The sequence below is a fragment of the Halorubrum vacuolatum genome, from assembly GCF_900188065.1.
Classification (GTDB): Archaea; Halobacteriota; Halobacteria; order Halobacteriales; family Haloferacaceae; genus Halorubrum; species Halorubrum vacuolatum.
The window spans coordinates 63,866-80,801 of sequence record NZ_FZNQ01000008.1; the positions used below are offsets into that span (position 1 = coordinate 63,866).

General features: G+C 65.1%; 18 protein-coding genes and 1 tRNA gene. 13 read left to right on the forward strand and 6 right to left on the reverse strand.

The features are described 5' to 3' along the window. Window positions 1-37: 37 nt before the first annotated feature. The 5 genes from CHB65_RS09100 to CHB65_RS09120 all read right to left on the reverse strand — a co-directional run bounded on the left by CHB65_RS09100 (window position 38) and on the right by CHB65_RS09120 (window position 4,080). The gene (locus tag CHB65_RS09100; RefSeq protein ID WP_089384748.1) at window positions 38-1,276 is read right to left on the reverse strand and encodes an RNA-guided endonuclease InsQ/TnpB family protein; all 1,239 of its coding nucleotides are present in this window, start codon (window positions 1,274-1,276) and stop codon (window positions 38-40) included. Next, entirely contained in the window at window positions 1,273-1,713 is a 441-nt protein-coding gene (tnpA, locus tag CHB65_RS09105; protein ID WP_089384749.1) for an IS200/IS605 family transposase, read from the reverse strand. The genes CHB65_RS09100 and tnpA overlap by 4 nt, the downstream gene beginning before the upstream one ends. Before the next feature lie 320 nt (window positions 1,714-2,033). Next, entirely contained in the window at window positions 2,034-2,306 is a 273-nt protein-coding gene (locus CHB65_RS09110; protein ID WP_179213627.1) for a hypothetical protein, read from the reverse strand. Further along, on the reverse strand, window positions 2,284-2,886 hold the full coding sequence (locus tag CHB65_RS09115; protein WP_089384750.1) for a hypothetical protein: 603 nt from the start codon (window positions 2,884-2,886) through the stop codon (window positions 2,284-2,286). The genes CHB65_RS09110 and CHB65_RS09115 overlap by 23 nt, the downstream gene beginning before the upstream one ends. A gap of 213 nt (window positions 2,887-3,099) precedes the next feature. Then, window positions 3,100-4,080, reverse strand: a complete 981-nt coding sequence (locus CHB65_RS09120) for an AAA family ATPase (RefSeq protein WP_089384751.1) — start codon at window positions 4,078-4,080, stop codon at window positions 3,100-3,102. A 222-nt stretch (window positions 4,081-4,302) separates the two neighbouring features. On the opposite strand from CHB65_RS09120, the gene CHB65_RS09125 reads away from it, so the two are divergent. From CHB65_RS09125 to CHB65_RS09185, 13 genes are all read left to right on the forward strand, one after another. Then, window positions 4,303-4,387: transfer RNA gene (locus CHB65_RS09125), tRNA-Ser, on the forward strand. Between the two features lie 79 nt (window positions 4,388-4,466). After that, entirely contained in the window at window positions 4,467-4,832 is a 366-nt protein-coding gene (locus CHB65_RS09130) for a group I truncated hemoglobin (protein ID WP_089384752.1), read from the forward strand. A 254-nt stretch (window positions 4,833-5,086) separates the two neighbouring features. Beyond that, complete coding sequence (hjc, locus tag CHB65_RS09135; protein WP_089384753.1) at window positions 5,087-5,623, forward strand: Holliday junction resolvase Hjc; 537 nt, start codon at window positions 5,087-5,089, stop codon at window positions 5,621-5,623. 345 nt (window positions 5,624-5,968) lie between these two features. Continuing rightward, window positions 5,969-7,153 (forward strand): LeuA family protein, encoded by a 1,185-nt coding sequence (locus CHB65_RS09140; protein WP_449404566.1) that lies wholly within the window; start codon window positions 5,969-5,971, stop codon window positions 7,151-7,153. Window positions 7,154-7,544: 391 nt separating this feature from the next. Further along, window positions 7,545-9,362, forward strand: a complete 1,818-nt coding sequence (ilvB, locus tag CHB65_RS09145; RefSeq protein WP_089384755.1) for a biosynthetic-type acetolactate synthase large subunit — start codon at window positions 7,545-7,547, stop codon at window positions 9,360-9,362. After that, window positions 9,359-10,045, forward strand: a complete 687-nt coding sequence (gene ilvN / locus CHB65_RS09150; RefSeq protein WP_089384756.1) for an acetolactate synthase small subunit — start codon at window positions 9,359-9,361, stop codon at window positions 10,043-10,045. Before ilvB ends, ilvN begins: the two co-directional genes overlap by 4 nt. A 9-nt stretch (window positions 10,046-10,054) precedes the next feature. Next, on the forward strand, window positions 10,055-11,116 hold the full coding sequence (gene ilvC, locus CHB65_RS09155; protein WP_089384757.1) for a ketol-acid reductoisomerase: 1,062 nt from the start codon (window positions 10,055-10,057) through the stop codon (window positions 11,114-11,116). Beyond that, the gene (locus CHB65_RS09160; RefSeq protein WP_089384758.1) at window positions 11,116-11,421 is read left to right on the forward strand and encodes a hypothetical protein; all 306 of its coding nucleotides are present in this window, start codon (window positions 11,116-11,118) and stop codon (window positions 11,419-11,421) included. Before ilvC ends, CHB65_RS09160 begins: the two co-directional genes overlap by 1 nt. Next, window positions 11,418-12,839: a 3-isopropylmalate dehydratase large subunit gene (gene leuC, locus CHB65_RS09165; protein ID WP_089384759.1), complete on the forward strand. Its 1,422-nt coding sequence runs from the start codon at window positions 11,418-11,420 to the stop codon at window positions 12,837-12,839. Before CHB65_RS09160 ends, leuC begins: the two co-directional genes overlap by 4 nt. Then, window positions 12,836-13,531: a 3-isopropylmalate dehydratase small subunit gene (leuD, locus tag CHB65_RS09170; protein WP_089384760.1), complete on the forward strand. Its 696-nt coding sequence runs from the start codon at window positions 12,836-12,838 to the stop codon at window positions 13,529-13,531. Before leuC ends, leuD begins: the two co-directional genes overlap by 4 nt. After that, on the forward strand, window positions 13,532-14,539 hold the full coding sequence (locus CHB65_RS09175; protein ID WP_089384761.1) for an isocitrate/isopropylmalate dehydrogenase family protein: 1,008 nt from the start codon (window positions 13,532-13,534) through the stop codon (window positions 14,537-14,539). Window positions 14,540-14,645: 106 nt separating this feature from the next. Beyond that, window positions 14,646-15,008: a DUF555 domain-containing protein gene (locus CHB65_RS09180; protein ID WP_089384762.1), complete on the forward strand. Its 363-nt coding sequence runs from the start codon at window positions 14,646-14,648 to the stop codon at window positions 15,006-15,008. A 119-nt stretch (window positions 15,009-15,127) separates the two neighbouring features. Further along, window positions 15,128-15,667: a CBS domain-containing protein gene (locus CHB65_RS09185; protein ID WP_089384763.1), complete on the forward strand. Its 540-nt coding sequence runs from the start codon at window positions 15,128-15,130 to the stop codon at window positions 15,665-15,667. A 270-nt stretch (window positions 15,668-15,937) separates the two neighbouring features. On the opposite strand, the gene purM is transcribed toward CHB65_RS09185, so the two are convergent. Then, window positions 15,938-16,918, reverse strand: a complete 981-nt coding sequence (gene purM, locus CHB65_RS09190; RefSeq protein ID WP_089384764.1) for a phosphoribosylformylglycinamidine cyclo-ligase — start codon at window positions 16,916-16,918, stop codon at window positions 15,938-15,940. Window positions 16,919-16,936 lie beyond the last annotated feature (18 nt).

The window sequence follows — 16,936 nt, forward strand, 5'->3', positions numbered from 1 at the left end:
CACCAAGGGATTTCAGGCCGAGTGTGGCCCTCTGGTTTCAAGACGCATACGTCCCAAGCGTCTCCTGCTGGGTTTCAGCATCCGATTGGGCGTCTTGTGGGGCGGTCAAACGCCCCCCATCCTCAGCCGAGTCATTGCCATCCGTGTGTTCTCTTGGACGGCTCTCTCCGCTGAGGTAGCGATCTGCGATATTTATCGCGCCGTTCACGTCCGCTTGGTACTCGTCCATCCAGCAAGCGTCGTTCGTACACTTGAACGTCGCCTGTCGTGGGCGGTATCCTACCTCACCGCAAGCGTGGCACTCCTTCGACGTGTTGCGCGGGTTCACCGTCTCGACGGGGATACCCTTCTCGACGGCCTTGTACCGTATCTGCGCGTGGAGTTTGGCGAACCCCCATCCGTGGAGACGCCGGTTCATGAACTCACCATAGTCCATCGACTCCCGTATGTACGTCAGGTCTTCCAGAACAAGAACGGGGTTCTCGACGGATTCAGCGTACTGCACGACTTCGCGGGTGACGCGGTGGAACACGTCGTCTATCTGTCTCCATACGTCGTCCCCAAAGGACTCCGCGATACGCTCGCTTCCGCGCCTCTGAAGTCGGCGCTTGGCGGTGAAGTAGGTCTTGCGGAGCCGACGAACGGTTTTGCCTTCGTCAGCCCATAGTTCGGGCGCGGTCGGGGACCCGTGGTCGTCGCGGTGACACACCGTGACGAGTGACGCTTCCCCGATGTCCACTCCGATAGGCGTCCGCTCTTCAGCGGGCACCTCGGAGCATTCCTCCACGTCACGAGTGGCGGTGACGTGGAGATACCACGTCCCGTCCCGCTCAAACAGCCGGCTCTCGCCCATCGTGGCGTCTCCTGCGTTCAACGCTTCCAGCCAACCCCGCTGTTCGGGATTCGGTTGTGCTGGCATCCAGAGGTCGTAGTCCTCATGGTGTGGGATTTTGACGTACCACTCGATGGCGTTCTCGGGTTTGTGGTCGAGCCGCAGCCCCTCGTTGGTGAATCGGACAGGGTGGTCGTCGTGAAGTTCGCCCGCGTTGTATGTCGTCGTGAGTTGCGGGACGTACTTCTTGAGCGCGTTCTTCGCGTAACCGCTCAGGTCGTAGTTGATCACCACGTCGTTCGCTTCGGTCTGTGTGGTGCATCCGGCATCGAACGCATCCTGAAGGGCGTGCTGGTAGGCTTCTCGCATCTCACGGAGTTTCCGCCGTTTGTGCGCGTTCGGGTCCACAAGTTTGAGTTCGAGCGTCTTCGTGAGTTCGGTCACGAATCCCCCTCCTTATGTTGCTGGATGTAGTTCTCGACAGTCTCACTCGAAACGTGTCCGGCGGTCCCTGCGTAGTATCCTCGTGCCCATCTGATTTTCTCGCCGTCGTGGTCGGCATATCGGTGGTTATACTTGCGCGAGGAGATGCCCTTGAACCAGTTGGCGAGTAGCGCCGGGTCGTTCTTCGGCGGACTACTGACGAACAGATGAACGTGGTCGGGCTGTACGGTGAGGTCGAGGATTTCGACTCCTTTGTTGTCGGCGATCTCGTGGAGGATGTCTCGCACACGGTCAGCGACCTCGTTGACGAGTACCGACTGGCGGTACTGAGCGGAACCCTGTTCCGCGATGTCCGCAGAACCGTCGGTTCTGCTAGACTTCGGCAACCACACTATGTGGTAGTTGAGGTCGTAGATCGCGTGCCGTGTGGTCTTCATCCGTATTGCACACTATAGTCTATCGGCGTCTTAATACTACCGATAGAACGGTGGGAAATCCAGCCGTGGCGTCGTCGATGGGTGTGTAGGATATTGTCCGCTTGACCCCCGACTAAAGACGGGGGTATGCGCTCGTGTCTTTATCATCCCGGTTACTCCCCGTCTTGCCTGCCGCCTCCGGCTCATCCACGGTCGGCACCGCCATCTGCTCCAGCACCGTCACGATCACGACCGCGGCGTGGACGATCCTGAAAAGTGGCTGTCTGCCTTACGAAGTCGTTGGCGAGAGCAATCATACGAGACTGTGCGATCGATCTATTCTACCGCTCCCCATTCGCGGCGTCCTCATGCTCCGTCCCCAACACGTCGTCCGCGAACGACCGAACCCGCTTCCGCTCGTCGGCTGGCAGGTTGATCGCCTGTGCGCTCTCGATCTGGCCGTTCACGACCGCGTTTTGTTGTGGGCCCCACACCTCCGGCGGGTGGTCCCTAATATACTCCGCCCAGCGGACCACCGCCTCGTAACGTGGCGGCCGCTCGAAGCGATCGTTCGGTCCCTTCGTCGCGTCTTCAGAGGTTCGTGAGTCGGTCATATCGATCCTCCACGTCCAACGCTCGTACCCATGATTCGAGCTTCGCAGTCGAAAGGCTTCCGCCAAGCACGGTGTACAGGTGGGCCGCATCCTCGAGATCGGTCCGCCCACCGAGCGCGAGCTTGTACGCGACTTGGAGCTCGACGGGTCCGATCGGGATGGTGTCCTCACCGATGCGTGCCGGGATCCGATTTTCAAGTGACGCAGCATCGAACTCGTCGCCCGGGAATTTCACCTCCACGTGTGGCGTCATCTCCCCCTCAGGAGCCACCCAGATGTTCGTTCCACTGGCGAGATTGTCGTACATCGCCGAAAGCGGCATCGCCGGTCCCCAGTAGCCCGCCGTTTCCAACTCGTCGACGAGATCGTCGATCCGCGCCGCCGAACACCGTTCGATGAACACGTCGATGTCCTCGGTCGAGCGGGACCGCCCGGTCAGGATCGCCACGTATCCAGCGACGAAGACATGGTCGATATCCAACCGTGACAGGATCGCTGAAAAATCGGCCGCGAGCTCGTCCAGTCGGTTCGGCTCCCGATCGATGATAAGTCCCGCCTCGGTCAGTTCGACACCAGCCATACGCGTGGGTTGGTGTGGTTCATGATAAACACCCCTCCATGCTGGGTGGTCACCTCGCGTCGACCGGTGCCAGTACCGAGGGTTCGCCGTCTACCATCCCGACCGGCTCGTTGCTGGCCATCACGAACCACCGCGAATACCACTACTATCGACGCAGCGTTGAGAATAGGCGATTCCGTCTCGTACGGCGGTAATCGATCACCTGTCGATCCACTACGCTCCCGCCCCGCCCGTCGCCTCCGCGTCATCCACGGTCGGCACCGCCACCCGCTCCAGCGCCGTCGCGATCACGTCCCGCTTATCGACGTCGTTGACGGTCGCATCCGGCGTTAACACCAGGCGATGTGCGAGCGCGGGTTCAGCGACCCGCTTTACGTCGTCGGGCGTGACGAACTCCCGGTTCGCGATCACGGCGGCGGCGCGGGCGGCCTCGAAGAGCCGCTGGGTGCCGCGTGGGGAGACGCCGACGTCGACGCGGCGGTCCGTCCGGGTGCGGCGGACGATGGCCGCCATGTAGCGGAGCAGGTCGTCGTCGACGCGGACGGTTTCGGGGACGGCCCGAAGGTCATCGACGGCCGCCGGATCGAGCACGCGCTCCACGGTCGGCGCGCGGTCGACGCGGCCGGCGCGCCGCCGGAGGATCTCGACCTCGCCGTCCTCATCGGGGTAGCCGATCGAGGTCTTGATCGCAAACCGGTCGAGTTGGGCCTCCGGAAGCGGGAACGCGCCCTCGCTCTCGACGGGGTTCTGCGTCGCGATGACGTAGAAGGGCGACGGGAGGTCGTGCGTCTCGCCGTCGACGGTCACCTGGCCCTCCTCCATCGCCTCCAACAGCGCGGCCTGCGTCTTCGGCGGCGCACGGTTGATCTCGTCGGCGAGCACGACGTTCGCGAAGATGGGTCCGGGCGCGAAGCTAAACGAGCCGTCGGACTCATCAAAGACGTTCGTCCCAGTGACGTCGGCGGGCAACAGGTCAGGGGTGAACTGGATCCGCGAGAACGAGAGCCCGAGCGCGGTCGCGAAGGAGCGGGCGGAGAGGGTCTTTCCGGTGCCGGGGACGTCCTCCAACAGGACGTGTCCACGCGCGAGGATGCCGAGCGTGACCCGTTCGAGGAACTCGGGGTCGGTGACCACCGCCCCGCCGATCTCGTCCATCACCCGGCTGCAGGCGGCCGCCGCATCGGGGACGTTCATGGCTGTTTGGTAGCCGGGCGACCCTCATGAGTCCTCTGGGAGGGGCGAACGGTTCGAGGCGGGCCGTGAGCTGCGGGCCGCCGATCCGGTTGATCGACGCCGGGAGATGGCGATCGATGCCGGGCGGTGGCGATCGACGTCGGGCGACGACGATGAACGCCGGTCGGTACGATCGGCGCCGATCGAAACCCATAAACTCGAAACCGGCGAACGCTCAACCGAGCCGAGGTAGCCTAGCCCGGCCAAGGCGGCAGATTCGAAATCTGCTGTCCATTCGGACACGTGAGTTCAAATCTCACCCTCGGCGCTTCTCCCGTTTTCCCGACCGCGAGTCGGGCGTCGACCCCCGGCGAAAGAACCATCCGTCCGGCCGGAGAGCTTTGAGTATGTCAGAGACGACGTTGTATGACCGACTGGGCGGCAAGGAGGCGATCGGTGCGGTCGTGACGGAGTTCTATGATCGCGTGCTGGCGGACGATACGCTCGCGCCCTATTTCGAGGATACCGATATGACGAAACAACGGGCCCACCAGACCCAGTTTATCAGTTCGGTGGCCGGTGGGCCGGTTCAGTACGATGGCGACGATATGCAAAGCGCCCATGCGGGGATGGGGATCACCCATGAAGACTACGACGCGATCGCGTCGCATCTCGATGCCGCACTCGCCGAGTTCGACGTCGCGGACGCCGACCGGGAGGCGGTGTTGGAGGCGGTCGAGTCGTATCGTGAGGCGATCGTCGAGGTCGAGTGAGAGTCGGCGACGACTGAGTGGGTTGATGCCGAGTAAGCAGTCGGTGTCAAGTAAACAGACGGTGCGGAGGGGGCGGTCGGTGCGGAGGAGGCGGTCGGTGCGGAGGGGGCGGATCGGGATTACACGCGTACCGGCGCGCCGGCGTCACAGCCGGGCCGCGTCCCTTTTGTGTCCCTCGGCGTTATCGGGAATGATGACCGTCACGGGTACGAATCGAACCTGCGGGAGCCGATCGACGCGAACGGGTGTAACCGATGGCCGCTAATCGCAAGGGCGACCGCCGGGAGCGTGAGCTGGTCAACGCGCTCGATGAGGCGGGCTTCGCGGTGATGCGCGCGCCCGCGAGCGGCGCGGCGACGACGCGGGAGCTGCCGGACGTGCTCGCGGGCAACGGCGAGCTGTTCTACGCCATCGAGGCCAAATCCAGCGCGGGCAACCCGATCTATCTCGACGGCGAGGAGGTCGAGGCGCTGTTGTTTTTCGCGCGGAACTTCGGCGCGAAGGCCCGGATCGGCGTCCGGTTCGACCGGGAGGACTGGTACTTCTTCCACCCCGGCGAGTTATATACCACGGACGCGGGCTCCTACCGGGTAAAAAAGGAAACGGCGATCGCCGAGGGGGAGGACTTCGCGGAGTTCGTGGGCGAGACACGTCGGGTGACGCTCGATGAGATCGGCGCGGATGAACCGGGGGAGACGGCCAACGACGCGGCGGCGGACCGGACCCGTGAGGTGTTGGAGGCCGTCCGTGACGGCCATATGTCGGTCGATGACGCCGTCGACGTGCTGTAGCTCGGAATCGACGGGTGTTCGTATGGGTCTTCGGTGGTGCGTTTTCCGATTGCGGTCGGACGTTCGATCGAAACTGCGCGTGAGTAAGCTCGACAGTGAGACGAGCGTGCAGTGGGTATATGAATCACAAACCGATCCGTGATTGTGCCCTCGACGTAGGTGTGTGTATAAATCATATATACACACATCAGGACGTTGAGGTCCGCTGATTTTGGTCCCTCGAGCGTCGGTTCGGACTGACGTTCGGCGGGACCGATCGGAACACGACGATAGCTTTAAGTCACCCAAGGGACTGGTGACAGGCGATGACAGACATCACGGAGGCTTCGTCGGACACCCCGGCGGATCGAGTTCTTCCAGGGCACGATAGCTTCTAACATCGACATTGGTCCCGTACGGATCTTCGATACGACCCTGCGGGACGGGGAACAGTCACCACGGACGTCGTTCAGTTATGATGAAAAACGCCGCATAGCGGCCAAGCTGGACGACATGGGGACGCACGTCATCGAGGCGGGCTTCCCGGTCAACTCGAATGCGGAGTTCGAGGCCGTGAGCGATATCGCCGCCGCGACGGACACCACCGTCTGCGGGCTCGCCCGCGTGGTCGAGGGCGACATCGAGGCGGCGATCGATTCGGGCGTGGAGATGGTCCACGTGTTCGTCTCCACGAGCGACGTCCAACTCGAAGACTCCATGCACGCCACCCGCGAGGAGGCGAAGGAGCGGGCGGTCGCCGCCGTCGAGCAGGTGAAAGACGCCGGCGTCGAGTGCATGTTCTCGCCGATGGACGCCACGCGGACCGACCCGGACTACTTGGTCGAGATCGTCGAGGCCGTAAGCGACGCCGGCACCGACTGGATCAACATCCCCGACACCTGCGGCGTCGGGATGCCGACCAGCTTCGGGAAGACGGTGAAGGCGGTCGTGGAGGCGACGGACGCCCGCGTGGACGTCCACACGCACGACGACTTCGGTATGGCCGCGGCGAACGCGATCATGGGCTTCGAGAACGGCGCGGAGCAGGCGCAGGTGTCGGTCAACGGGATCGGCGAGCGCGCCGGCAACGCCGCCTACGAGGAGGTCGTGATGGCCGTCGAGTCGGTCTACGGCGTCGACACCGGCATCGACACGACCCAGATCATCGAATTGGCGCGGATCGTCGAGGACGCTTCGGACATCCCGGTGCCGGCGAACAAACCCGTCACCGGGCGCAACGCGTTCGCCCACGAGTCGGGCATCCACGCCGCGGGCGTGATCGAAAACAGCGACACGTTCGAGCCGGGGGTCATGACCCCGGAGATGGTCGGCGCGGAGCGCGAGTTCGTGTTGGGCAAACACACCGGCACCCACAGCGTGCGGAAACACCTCGTCGAGGCCGGCTTCGATCCGACCGAAAGCGAGGTTCGGGCGCTCACCAGCCGTATCAAGGAGTACGGTGCGGGCAAGCGGCAGGTGACCGCCGGCGACGTCGAACGCTTCGCCCGCGAGGCGAACGTCGACCGCGAGGAGGAGGAGGTTCGGATCTGATGACCTCCGTCGGGTCGGAACCGGGGTGCGAGCGGCCGCGTTCGGTCGCCGCCCCGAGGAACGCTGATGATCCATCGCCGGAACCCCGATCGGCACCGACGGATCGCGTTGTCGGGAGCCGATCCCGACAGGAATTTATAGGTGGCATTCGTTCCCTCGGACGAGATGCGACGGCTACGCGCGGACCGGACGACCGATGTCGTACGCGGAGCCGCTGCAATTATTGTAGGGGTATAACCCCCTACATACCCCTTTCCTCACCGACGCGACGTACCGACGAACCCCAGCGGACGGGCCGACCGTTCCGTTCGCGGTTCGCATCAATCGACCAGCGATCGACCGGTGTTCATCCATCGATCGATCACACCACACACGATACGCCACCACGAACATGAGCGACACAGCAGCACGGCCACGAGAGGAAGAGTCCGAGGAGCCCGGGGAGAACGCCCCGGAGCCCGCCGCGAAGCAGGCGACCGACGACGCGGATCGGGAAGCGATCGAGACACCGGTCTCGACCGGCGCGGAGTCCGTCGTCGCCGCCCTCGAGGCGGCCGGCGCGAAGACCGCCTTCGGCGTTCAGGGCGGGGCGATCATGCCCGTCTACGACGCCCTTTACGGCTCCTCGATCCGCCACGTGACGATGGCACACGAACAGGGTGCCGCCCATGCGGCCGACGCCTACGGCGTCGTCGCCGGCGAGCCCGGGATCTGTCTCGCGACATCGGGCCCGGGCGCGACGAACCTCGTCACCGGGATCGCCGACGCCGACATGGACTCGGACGCCATGCTCGCGCTCACCGGCCAGGTGCCGACCGAGTTCGTCGGCAACGACGCGTTCCAAGAGACCGACACCGTCGGCGTTACCCGACCGATCACGAAACACAACTATTTCGCGGGCGACGCGGACGCCGTGGGCGACGTCGTCGGCGAGGCGTTCGAGCTCGCACGGGTTGGGCGACCGGGCCCGACGCTCGTCGATCTGCCGAAGGACGTGACGCAAACCGAGACGGGGGAGACACCCGGACCGGCGAACGCGCCGGCCGGCACGGAGCCAGACCCGAGCGCCGACCCCGAGGCGATTGCGGAGGCTGCCCGGGCGATCGAGAACGCGGACCGACCGCTCTGTCTGTTCGGCGGCGGCGTGATCAAAGCCGAAGCGAGCGATGCTGCGCGGACGTTCGCGCGCACGTATGAGATCCCCGTGACGACCACGATGCCCGGGATCGGCAGTTTCCCGGAGGACGATGACCTCTCGCTCTCGTGGGCTGGCATGCACGGAACGGGCTACGCCAACATGGCGATCACCCACACCGACTGTCTGATCGCGGTCGGCACCCGGTTCGACGACCGACTCACGGGCGGGATCGACACCTTTGCCCCCGAGGCGGAGGTCGTCCACGTCGATATCGACCCGGCGGAGATCTCGAAGAACGTCCACGCCGACTACCCGCTTATCGGCGATGCGGGGACGGTGCTCGACCAACTGATCGCGGCGGTGAACGACGGGCCGGACGTCGCGGCGTGGCGCGAGCAGTGTGAGGAGTGGAAGGAGACGTACCCGATGACGTACGCGACGCCCGAGGACGAGCCGCTCAAGCCGCAGTTCGTCGTCGAGGCGTTCGACGAGGCGACCGACGACGACACCATCGTCACTACCGGTGTCGGGCAACACCAGATGTGGGCCTCCCAGTACTGGACTTATACCGTGCCCCGGACGTGGGTCTCCTCGCACGGCCTCGGGACGATGGGCTACGGCGTGCCCGCCGCGCTCGGCGCGCGGGTCGCCGCCGACGACATGGGCGATCCCGATCGCGACGTGGTCTGTTTCGACGGCGACGGCTCCTTCCTGATGACGATGCAGGAGTTGTCGGTCGCGGTCCGAGAGGAGATGAACGTTACCTTCGCCGTCCTCAACAACGAGTACATCGGCATGGTCCGCCAGTGGCAGGACGCGTTCTATGAGGGGCGACACATGGCGTCCGACTACGCGTGGATGCCGGAGTTCGACAAGCTCGCCGAGGCGTTCGGCGCGCTGGGTATCCGAGTCGACGACTACGACGAGGTCGCACCCGCCATCGAGGAGGCGCTCTCGTACGACGGCCCCGCGGTGATCGACTTCCACGTCGACCCCGCGGAGAACGTCCTGCCGATGGTGCCGAGCGGCGGCGCAAACGGGCGGTTCGCCATGACGGAGGACCAGCTATGAGCGGGAACGCCGACGACGCGACCGACGCGACCCCGGGACGCGGGGGGGCCGACGCGGTCCCGCCGGCCCCCGAGGAGCGTCCCCATCCCGAGGGCCGACGAAACCTCGAGGGGATCCGGATCGACCCCGTCGTCGAGGCCGAATACGAGCCGCGGCGTGCGGTCATCTCGGCGCTCGTCGAGGACGAGCCGGGCGTGTTGGCCCGCGTGTCCGGGCTCGTCTCCCGACGCCAGTTCAACATCGAGAGCCTCACCGTCGGGCCGACGACCGTCGACGGCCATTCGCGGATCACGATGGTCGTCGAGGAGACGGATCCCGGGATCGACCAGATCGAAAAGCAGATGGCCAAGCTGAAACCGGTCATCTCGGTCGGGGAGGTCTCCGGGAACGCGGTGTGTACCGAGCTCGTGCTGTTAAAAGTCCGTGGTGAGGACCCCGACAAGGTACACGCCGTGACGGAGATGTACGACGGACGAACCCTCGATGCCGGTCCGCGGACGATCACCGTCCAGTTGACCGGCGACGAGTCGACGATCGACGACGCGCTCGACGCGTTCAGACAGTTCGGGATCATCGAGATCGCCAGAACCGGTCAAACGGCGCTCGCTCGTGGGGACGTCCCCACCGCGCCAGGAGAGAAACCCGGAACGGCCGGCGAACCGACGACACCAGACGACAGATAACTCATCGACATGACTGCAGACGATACACAGACGTTCAACTCGACGGTATATTACGACGACGACGCGGACAGCGACTACATCGCTCAGAAGACGGTAGCCGTCCTCGGCTACGGCTCACAGGGACACGCGCACGCACAGAACCTCGCTGACAGCGGGGTGGACGTGATAGTGGGCCTGCGCGAGGAGAGTTCCTCATGGGGGGCCGCCGAGGACGACGGGCTCACCGTCGCGACGCCCGCGGAGGCGTGTGCGGAAGCCGACGTGGTAAGCGTCCTCGTGCCCGATACCGTCCAGCCATCGGTCTATGAGAACGCGATCGAACCCAACCTGGAGCCCGGCGACACGCTCCAGTTCGCGCACGGATTCAACATTCATTATAACCAGATCCGCCCGCCCGAGGACGTCGACGTGACGATGGTCGCGCCGAAGTCCCCGGGTCACCTCGTCCGTAGAAACTACGAGAACGACGAGGGGACGCCGGGGCTGCTCGCCATCTATCAGGACGCGACGGGCGAGGCCCGCGAGGAGGGGCTCGCGTACGCGGCCGCGATCGGTTGTACCCGCGCCGGCGTCGTCGAGACGACGTTCCGCGAGGAGACCGAGACCGACCTCTTCGGCGAGCAGGCGGTTCTCTGTGGCGGCATCGCCGAACTCGTCAAGGTCGGCTACGAGACGCTCGTCGACGCGGGCTACTCGCCGGAGATGGCCTACTTCGAGTGTCTCAACGAAATGAAGCTGATCGTCGATCTGATGTACGAGGGCGGGATCGGCGCGATGTGGGATTCGGTCTCCGACACCGCCGAGTACGGCGGGCTGACGAAAGGCGACGTCGTCATCGACGAACACGCCCGTGAGAACATGGAGGAGGTCCTTGCGGACGTGCAGAACGGGACGTTCGCCCGCGAGTGGATCCTCGAGAATCAGGCCGGCCGGCCGAACTACGAGCAGCTCCGAACCGCGGAGAAGAACCACGAGATCGAAGCGGTTGGCGAGGAGCTCCGCGGGCTGTTCGCGTGGGCCGAAGACGCCGAAAGCGAGAGCGAAGAGGAGACGGCCGAGGTGAAAGCGTGATGGGCGTCGACGGCGACGAGGAGCGCGAAGCCCGACCGACGATGGCGGAGGTTTCCCACGCGAACCCGCGGACGGGTTCGACGCTCGGCGAGATATTTCGTCGTGGACCCGTCGTTGCTGACGGGGGGACCGAGGATCGACCGACATCGGACGATGATGCGCCCACGGACGATCGACCGACATCGGACGATGACGCGTCCACGGACGATCGATCGATGGTGAACGTGGACCACACGGCACGTCGAGGTGACGGACGCGCGATCGACCGCGTTTGGAGCCGCGGGAACACGGAGGGTAACCGATGAGCCGAGGAACGCTATATGACAAGGTGTGGGAGAACCACAAGGTGGCGTCGTTGCCGACGGGTCAGGACCAGCTGTTCGTCGGATTGCACCTCGTCCACGAGGTGACGAGCCCACAGGCGTTCGGCATGCTGAAAGAGCGCGGCCGAACGGTTGCGTTCCCGGAACGGACGCATGCGACCGTCGATCACATCGTGCCGACCGGCGACCGCGCTCGCCCCTTCGGCGACGAGGCTGCAGAGAACATGATGGCGGAACTCGAGGAGAACGTCCGCGGTTCCGGGATTACGTTCTCCGATCCCGACTCCGGCGATCAGGGGATCGTTCACGTCATCGGCCCCGAACAGGGGCTCACCCAGCCCGGGATGACCATCGTCTGTGGCGACTCACACACCTCGACACACGGCGCGTTCGGCGCGCTCGCGTTCGGGATCGGCACCTCACAGATCCGCGACGTGCTGGCGACGGGCTGTGTGGCGATGGAGAAACAGAAAGTACGGCGGATCGAAGTCACCGGCGAACTCGGCGACGGCGTCACGGCGAAGGACGTCATCTTGACTATCATCCGAAAGCTCGGTACCGAGGGTGGCGTCGGCTACGTCTATGAGTACGCCGGCGAGGCGATCGAAACCCTCGGCATGGAGGGGCGGATGTCGATCTGTAACATGTCGATCGAGGGTGGAGCCCGCGCGGGCTACGTCAACCCCGATGAGACCACCTACGAATGGCTTCGTGAGACGGACGCGTTCGCGGACGACCCGGAGGAATTCGAGCGACTCAAACCCTATTGGGAGTCGGTCACCTCCGATTCGGACGCCGAGTACGACGACGTCGTCACCATCGACGGCTCCGCGATCGAGCCGACCGTCACGTGGGGGACGACGCCCGGACAGGGGATCGGCATCACGGAGCCGATCCCGCATCCGGAGGATCTCCCGGCAGAGAAGGTCGAAACCGCCCGGCGCGCACAGAAACACATGCGCGTCGAACCCGGCGAGACGATGGAGGGCTACAAAATTGACGTCGCCTTCCTCGGCTCGTGTACGAACGCCCGCTTGAAGGACCTCCGGGAGGCGGCGGCGTTCGTGAAGGGCCGTGAGGTCCATCCGGACGTTCGCGCGATGGTCGTTCCGGGAAGCCAGCGCGTCCAGAAGGCTGCCGAGGCCGAGGGGCTCGATGCGGTATTTAAAGCGGCCGGCTTCGACTGGCGCGAACCGGGCTGTTCGATGTGTCTCGGCATGAACGACGACCAACTGCAGGGCGACGAGGCGAGCGCGTCCTCCTCGAACCGGAACTTTGTCGGCCGACAGGGCTCGAAGGACGGTCGGACGGTGCTTATGAGTCCGATCATGGTCGCAGCCGCGGCGGTGACCGGCGAGGTTACCGACGTTCGCGAGATGAAGGAGGTGACGGTCGCATGAGCGATGCGATCGACCACGACGGCTTCGCCGACGGCGACGCACCCGCAGAGCGGGTGACCGAGGTCTCAGGCACCGGCATTCCGGTCCGCGGCAACGACATCGACACCGACCAGATCATTCCGGCGCGATTTATGAAAGTGGTCACCTTCGACGGCCTCGGCCAGTTCGCCTTCTTCGATCAGCGCTTCGGCGACGAGGACGAGGAGAAGGACCACCCGTTCAACGAGGAGAAGTACCAGGGTGCGAACGTGCTGGTCGTCAACGCCAACTTCGGCTGTGGCTCCTCGCGTGAACACGCCCCGCAGGCGCTCATGCGTTGGGGGATCGATGCCGTGATCGGCGAGTCGTTCGCGGAGATCTTTGCGGGCAACTGTCTCGCGTTGGGGATCCCGACGGTCACCGCGGACGCCGACACGGTTGAGACGCTTCAAGAGCACGTCGCAACCAACCCGGACGCCGAGATCGAAATCGACGTCGAAAACGAGACGGTGGCCTACGGCGGCGAAACGATCGAGGTCACGGTCAGCGAGGCCCAGCGACGGGCGCTCGTCGAGGGCGTTTGGGACACGACGGCGCTCATGGGCGCGAACACGGAGGCCGTAAAGGAGACGGCTCGATCGCTCCCGTACATCCCCGCAGCACACGTTCCGGACGAGGGGTCCGATGTGACCGGTGCGGCGGGGGACGACTGAATGCCGGTCGAGATCGCCGTCATCGAGGGTGACGGGATCGGCAAGGAGGTCGTTCCGGCGGCCGTCGAGGTGTTGGATGCGGTCGCGGCGACCGGCTCGATCGGCGAGTTCGAATACACCTACGTGGACGCCGGCGACGCGGTATTGGCCGAGACCGGCGAGGCGCTCCCCGAAGATACCTACGAGGCGGCCGCGAACGCGGACGCGACGCTGTTCGGTGCGGCCGGCGAGACGGCCGCGGACGTGATCCTCCCGTTGCGGGATGCGGTCGGCTCGTTCGTCAATATCCGTCCGGCGCGTGCGTTCCCCGGCGTCGATGCGGTCCGATCGGAGACGGACGTCGTCTTCCTCCGTGAGAACACCGAGGGAGTCTACGCCGGTCACGAGGATCGCCTGAGCGAGGACCTCTCGACGCTGACACGGGTCGTCACCTCCTCGGCCTCGCGTGAGCTCGCCGAGTTCGCCTGTGATTTCGTCGAGGACGGCCGTGGTCCCGACGGCAGTGAGGGGTTCACCGTCGCGCACAAAGCGAACGTGATGCGTGAGACCGACGGGCGCTTCCGCGATGAGGTGCTCGCGGTGGCCGCCGAGCGGGGTGTCGAGGCCGATGAGGAGCTGATGGATGCGTTCGCGACGAAGCTGCCGCTCGACCCCACCCAGTACGGCGTCGTCGTCTGTGGGAACCTCGCGGGCGACGTCCTTTCGGATCTTGCGGCCGGACTCGTCGGCGGGCTCGGCTTGTTGCCCTCGGCGAACATCGGCCACGACAACGGCTTATTCGAGCCGGTCCACGGGACCGCCCCGGACATCGCGGGCGAGGGGGTCGCCAACCCGACGGCGGCGATCCTTTCGGCGGCGATGCTCGTCGAGTACTTCGGCTACGTCGAGGACGGCAACCGGATCCGTGATGCCGTCGAAGCCGTCCTCACCGATGGCCCACGAACCGGTGACCTCGGCGGCTCCGCGACGACTACGGAGGTCACGGAAGCCGTCGTCGAGCGGCTGTAGCGGCCTCGCGCGCGCGTCGACCGCGCATGCGAGCCGTTCAATTCGATTCTTATTCGAGTGGCCGGAAACCACAAGACACGAAACCCTGCGGTCCGTCCGGAGGCGCATGAGTAACTACTTGGTCGCAATGGAGGCCGCCTGGTTGGTTCGTGATGTCGAAGAGACCGACGACGCCATCGGCGTCGCGGTCAGTGAGGCTGGCAAGCGACTGAACGAGACGAACAAACAGTACGTCGACGTCGAACCGGGCGTCACCGGCTGTCCGGCCTGCGGTGAACCGTTCGATGCGGCGTTTCTCGCCGCGAACACCGCGCTCGTCGGGTTGTTGCTCGAGATCGAGGTCTTCAACGCCGACGGCGAGAACCACGCCGAGCGGATCGCCAAAAGCGAGGTTGGCGGGGCGCTCCGTGACGTCCCCCTCGAGGTCATCGAGATCATCGAGACCGAAAGCGACGACGAGGACGAGTGAGCGTGTCCCACCGTTCCCGACAGCCGTTCGCTCGCTGACCGCCCGGGGATGGTCGTCGCCTCGTGGCGAGGTCGGCCGCCGCCGAAACCTTTTCTAATAACCTTTGGTAATATACCGGTATGGAACTTCCCACGCCGCAGGACCTACGCGAGCGGCGGACGAGCCTCGAACTGACACAGAGCGAACTCGCGGACGCAGCCGGCGTGTCACAGCCGCTCATCGCGCGGATCGAAGGCGGCGACGTCGATCCGCGGCTCTCGACGCTCCGACGGATCGTCAACGCGTTGGAGGAGGCCGCGGGTGAGGTGATCCGGGCGACCGATCTGATGAATCGAACGGTGATCAGCGTCGCCCCGGATGACTCCGTCCGCGCGGCGGTCGATCGCATGGAGGCGGAGGCGTACTCACAGCTCCCCGTCCTCCAGAACGGCATTCCGGTCGGGTCGATCAGCCAAGGTGACGTGATCCATGCGGGCGAGAATGTCGGGAACCTCCCCGTAAGCGAAATCATGAGCGAGTCGTTCCCCACCGTTGCGACCGACGCCACCGTCGATGAGATCCGCAACCTGCTGGATCATTATAAAGCCGTGATGGTCACCGACGGGGGCGAAACCGTCGGGATCATCACCGAGGCCGACATCGCGGCTCACCTCTCTTAAATACTACTGGAGCGGGTGATGATCCGGATTTGATGATGTATTGACGGTCTCGATCATCTCTGTTGGGGCCGATCCGCTCATATCCAGACTGAACGTTTATATCGGATACCGCGACCAGATCCTGCTGTGACCTGACGTAGGTCCGCGACGGCCGAGACGGGTGTGTGGCGCACCGTCGCGGGGACGACGAGCGCCGCCTGTTCGCTACACCCTCGCTGACCGGTTCCGGGTCCGTATCGATATCAACCGCTCACAGCCCCGGATAACCGCTCACAGCTCCAACCCGCGGATCGACACCCCGTCCCCTTTCTCGACGTGGCCGATCACGCGGCCGTCGGTCGCCGTCGCGAGCGCTGCCGCTTGTTCAGGATCCAACGCCGCGACGAAACCGGTTCCCATGTTGAACGTCCGGTGCATCTCCTCGGCCGGAACGTTCCCGACCTCCGCGATAAATTCGAATACCGGCTGTACCTCCCACGGCTCGTCGATCACGTATCGGTTTGCACCCAGCCGTTCGAGGTTGCTCCACCCGCCGCCGGTGACGTGGGCGGCCCCGCGAACGCCGTGTTCGCGCATCGGGTCGAGGAGGTCGGTGTAGATCCGGGTCGGCTCCAGCAGGGCCTCCCCAAGCGTCTCATAGCCCTCGAACGGCGCGGGGTCGGTGTAGCCGCCGGCACGGGTGACCGCCTCCCGGGCGAGCGTCAACCCGTTCGAGTGGATCCCCGAGGAGCGCCAGCCGACGAGCGCGTCACCGGGTCGGGACGTGCCGTCGAAGATCGCGTCCTTGGCCGCGAGCCCCGCGCAGGTTCCGGCGAGATCGAGCCCGCGGACGACCTCCGGCATCACCGCGGTCTCCCCGCCGACGAGTTCGACGTCCGCCAGCTCGGCACCCCGTGCGAGCCCCTCGCCGACCTGCTCGGCGAAGCGTTCGTCCGGTTCATCGACCGCCAAATAGTCGACGAACGCGACCGGGCGGACGCCCGCGGCGACGAGATCGTTGACGTTCATCGCCATACAGTCGATCCCGACGGTCGAGTAATCCTCGAGCGCCTCGGCGACGAGGAGCTTCGTGCCGACGCCGTCGGTCGCGAGCGCGAGATATCGGTCGCCGATATCGAGTAAGCCGGCGTAGTCGCCCTCGGCCTCGCCGACCGCTCCGATCAGCGCCGCCGTCGCCGCCTCGCTCGCGTCGATATCGACGCCTGCGGCCGCGTAGGTGAGCTCCTCGTCATCGTCGTCGCCCTGTGTCATGTCTCACAGAGGGACGCC

Coding starts and splice junctions, on each gene's coding strand:
- CHB65_RS09180 (WP_089384762.1), top strand. CDS start 14,646: ATGAGTAACTACTTGGTCGCAATGGAGGCCGCCTGGTTGGTTCGTGAT.
- CHB65_RS09110 (WP_179213627.1), bottom strand. CDS start 2,306: ATGACCGACTCACGAACCTCTGAAGACGCGACGAAGGGACCGAACGAT.
- ilvB (WP_089384755.1), top strand. CDS start 7,545: ATGAGCGACACAGCAGCACGGCCACGAGAGGAAGAGTCCGAGGAGCCC.
- CHB65_RS09175 (WP_089384761.1), top strand. CDS start 13,532: ATGCCGGTCGAGATCGCCGTCATCGAGGGTGACGGGATCGGCAAGGAG.
- tnpA (WP_089384749.1), bottom strand. CDS start 1,713: ATGAAGACCACACGGCACGCGATCTACGACCTCAACTACCACATAGTG.
- CHB65_RS09120 (WP_089384751.1), bottom strand. CDS start 4,080: ATGAACGTCCCCGATGCGGCGGCCGCCTGCAGCCGGGTGATGGACGAG.
- CHB65_RS09130 (WP_089384752.1), top strand. CDS start 4,467: ATGTCAGAGACGACGTTGTATGACCGACTGGGCGGCAAGGAGGCGATC.
- ilvN (WP_089384756.1), top strand. CDS start 9,359: ATGAGCGGGAACGCCGACGACGCGACCGACGCGACCCCGGGACGCGGG.
- hjc (WP_089384753.1), top strand. CDS start 5,087: ATGGCCGCTAATCGCAAGGGCGACCGCCGGGAGCGTGAGCTGGTCAAC.
- purM (WP_089384764.1), bottom strand. CDS start 16,918: ATGACACAGGGCGACGACGATGACGAGGAGCTCACCTACGCGGCCGCA.
- ilvC (WP_089384757.1), top strand. CDS start 10,055: ATGACTGCAGACGATACACAGACGTTCAACTCGACGGTATATTACGAC.
- leuD (WP_089384760.1), top strand. CDS start 12,836: ATGAGCGATGCGATCGACCACGACGGCTTCGCCGACGGCGACGCACCC.
- CHB65_RS09185 (WP_089384763.1), top strand. CDS start 15,128: ATGGAACTTCCCACGCCGCAGGACCTACGCGAGCGGCGGACGAGCCTC.
- CHB65_RS09115 (WP_089384750.1), bottom strand. CDS start 2,886: ATGGCTGGTGTCGAACTGACCGAGGCGGGACTTATCATCGATCGGGAG.
- leuC (WP_089384759.1), top strand. CDS start 11,418: ATGAGCCGAGGAACGCTATATGACAAGGTGTGGGAGAACCACAAGGTG.
- CHB65_RS09160 (WP_089384758.1), top strand. CDS start 11,116: ATGGGCGTCGACGGCGACGAGGAGCGCGAAGCCCGACCGACGATGGCG.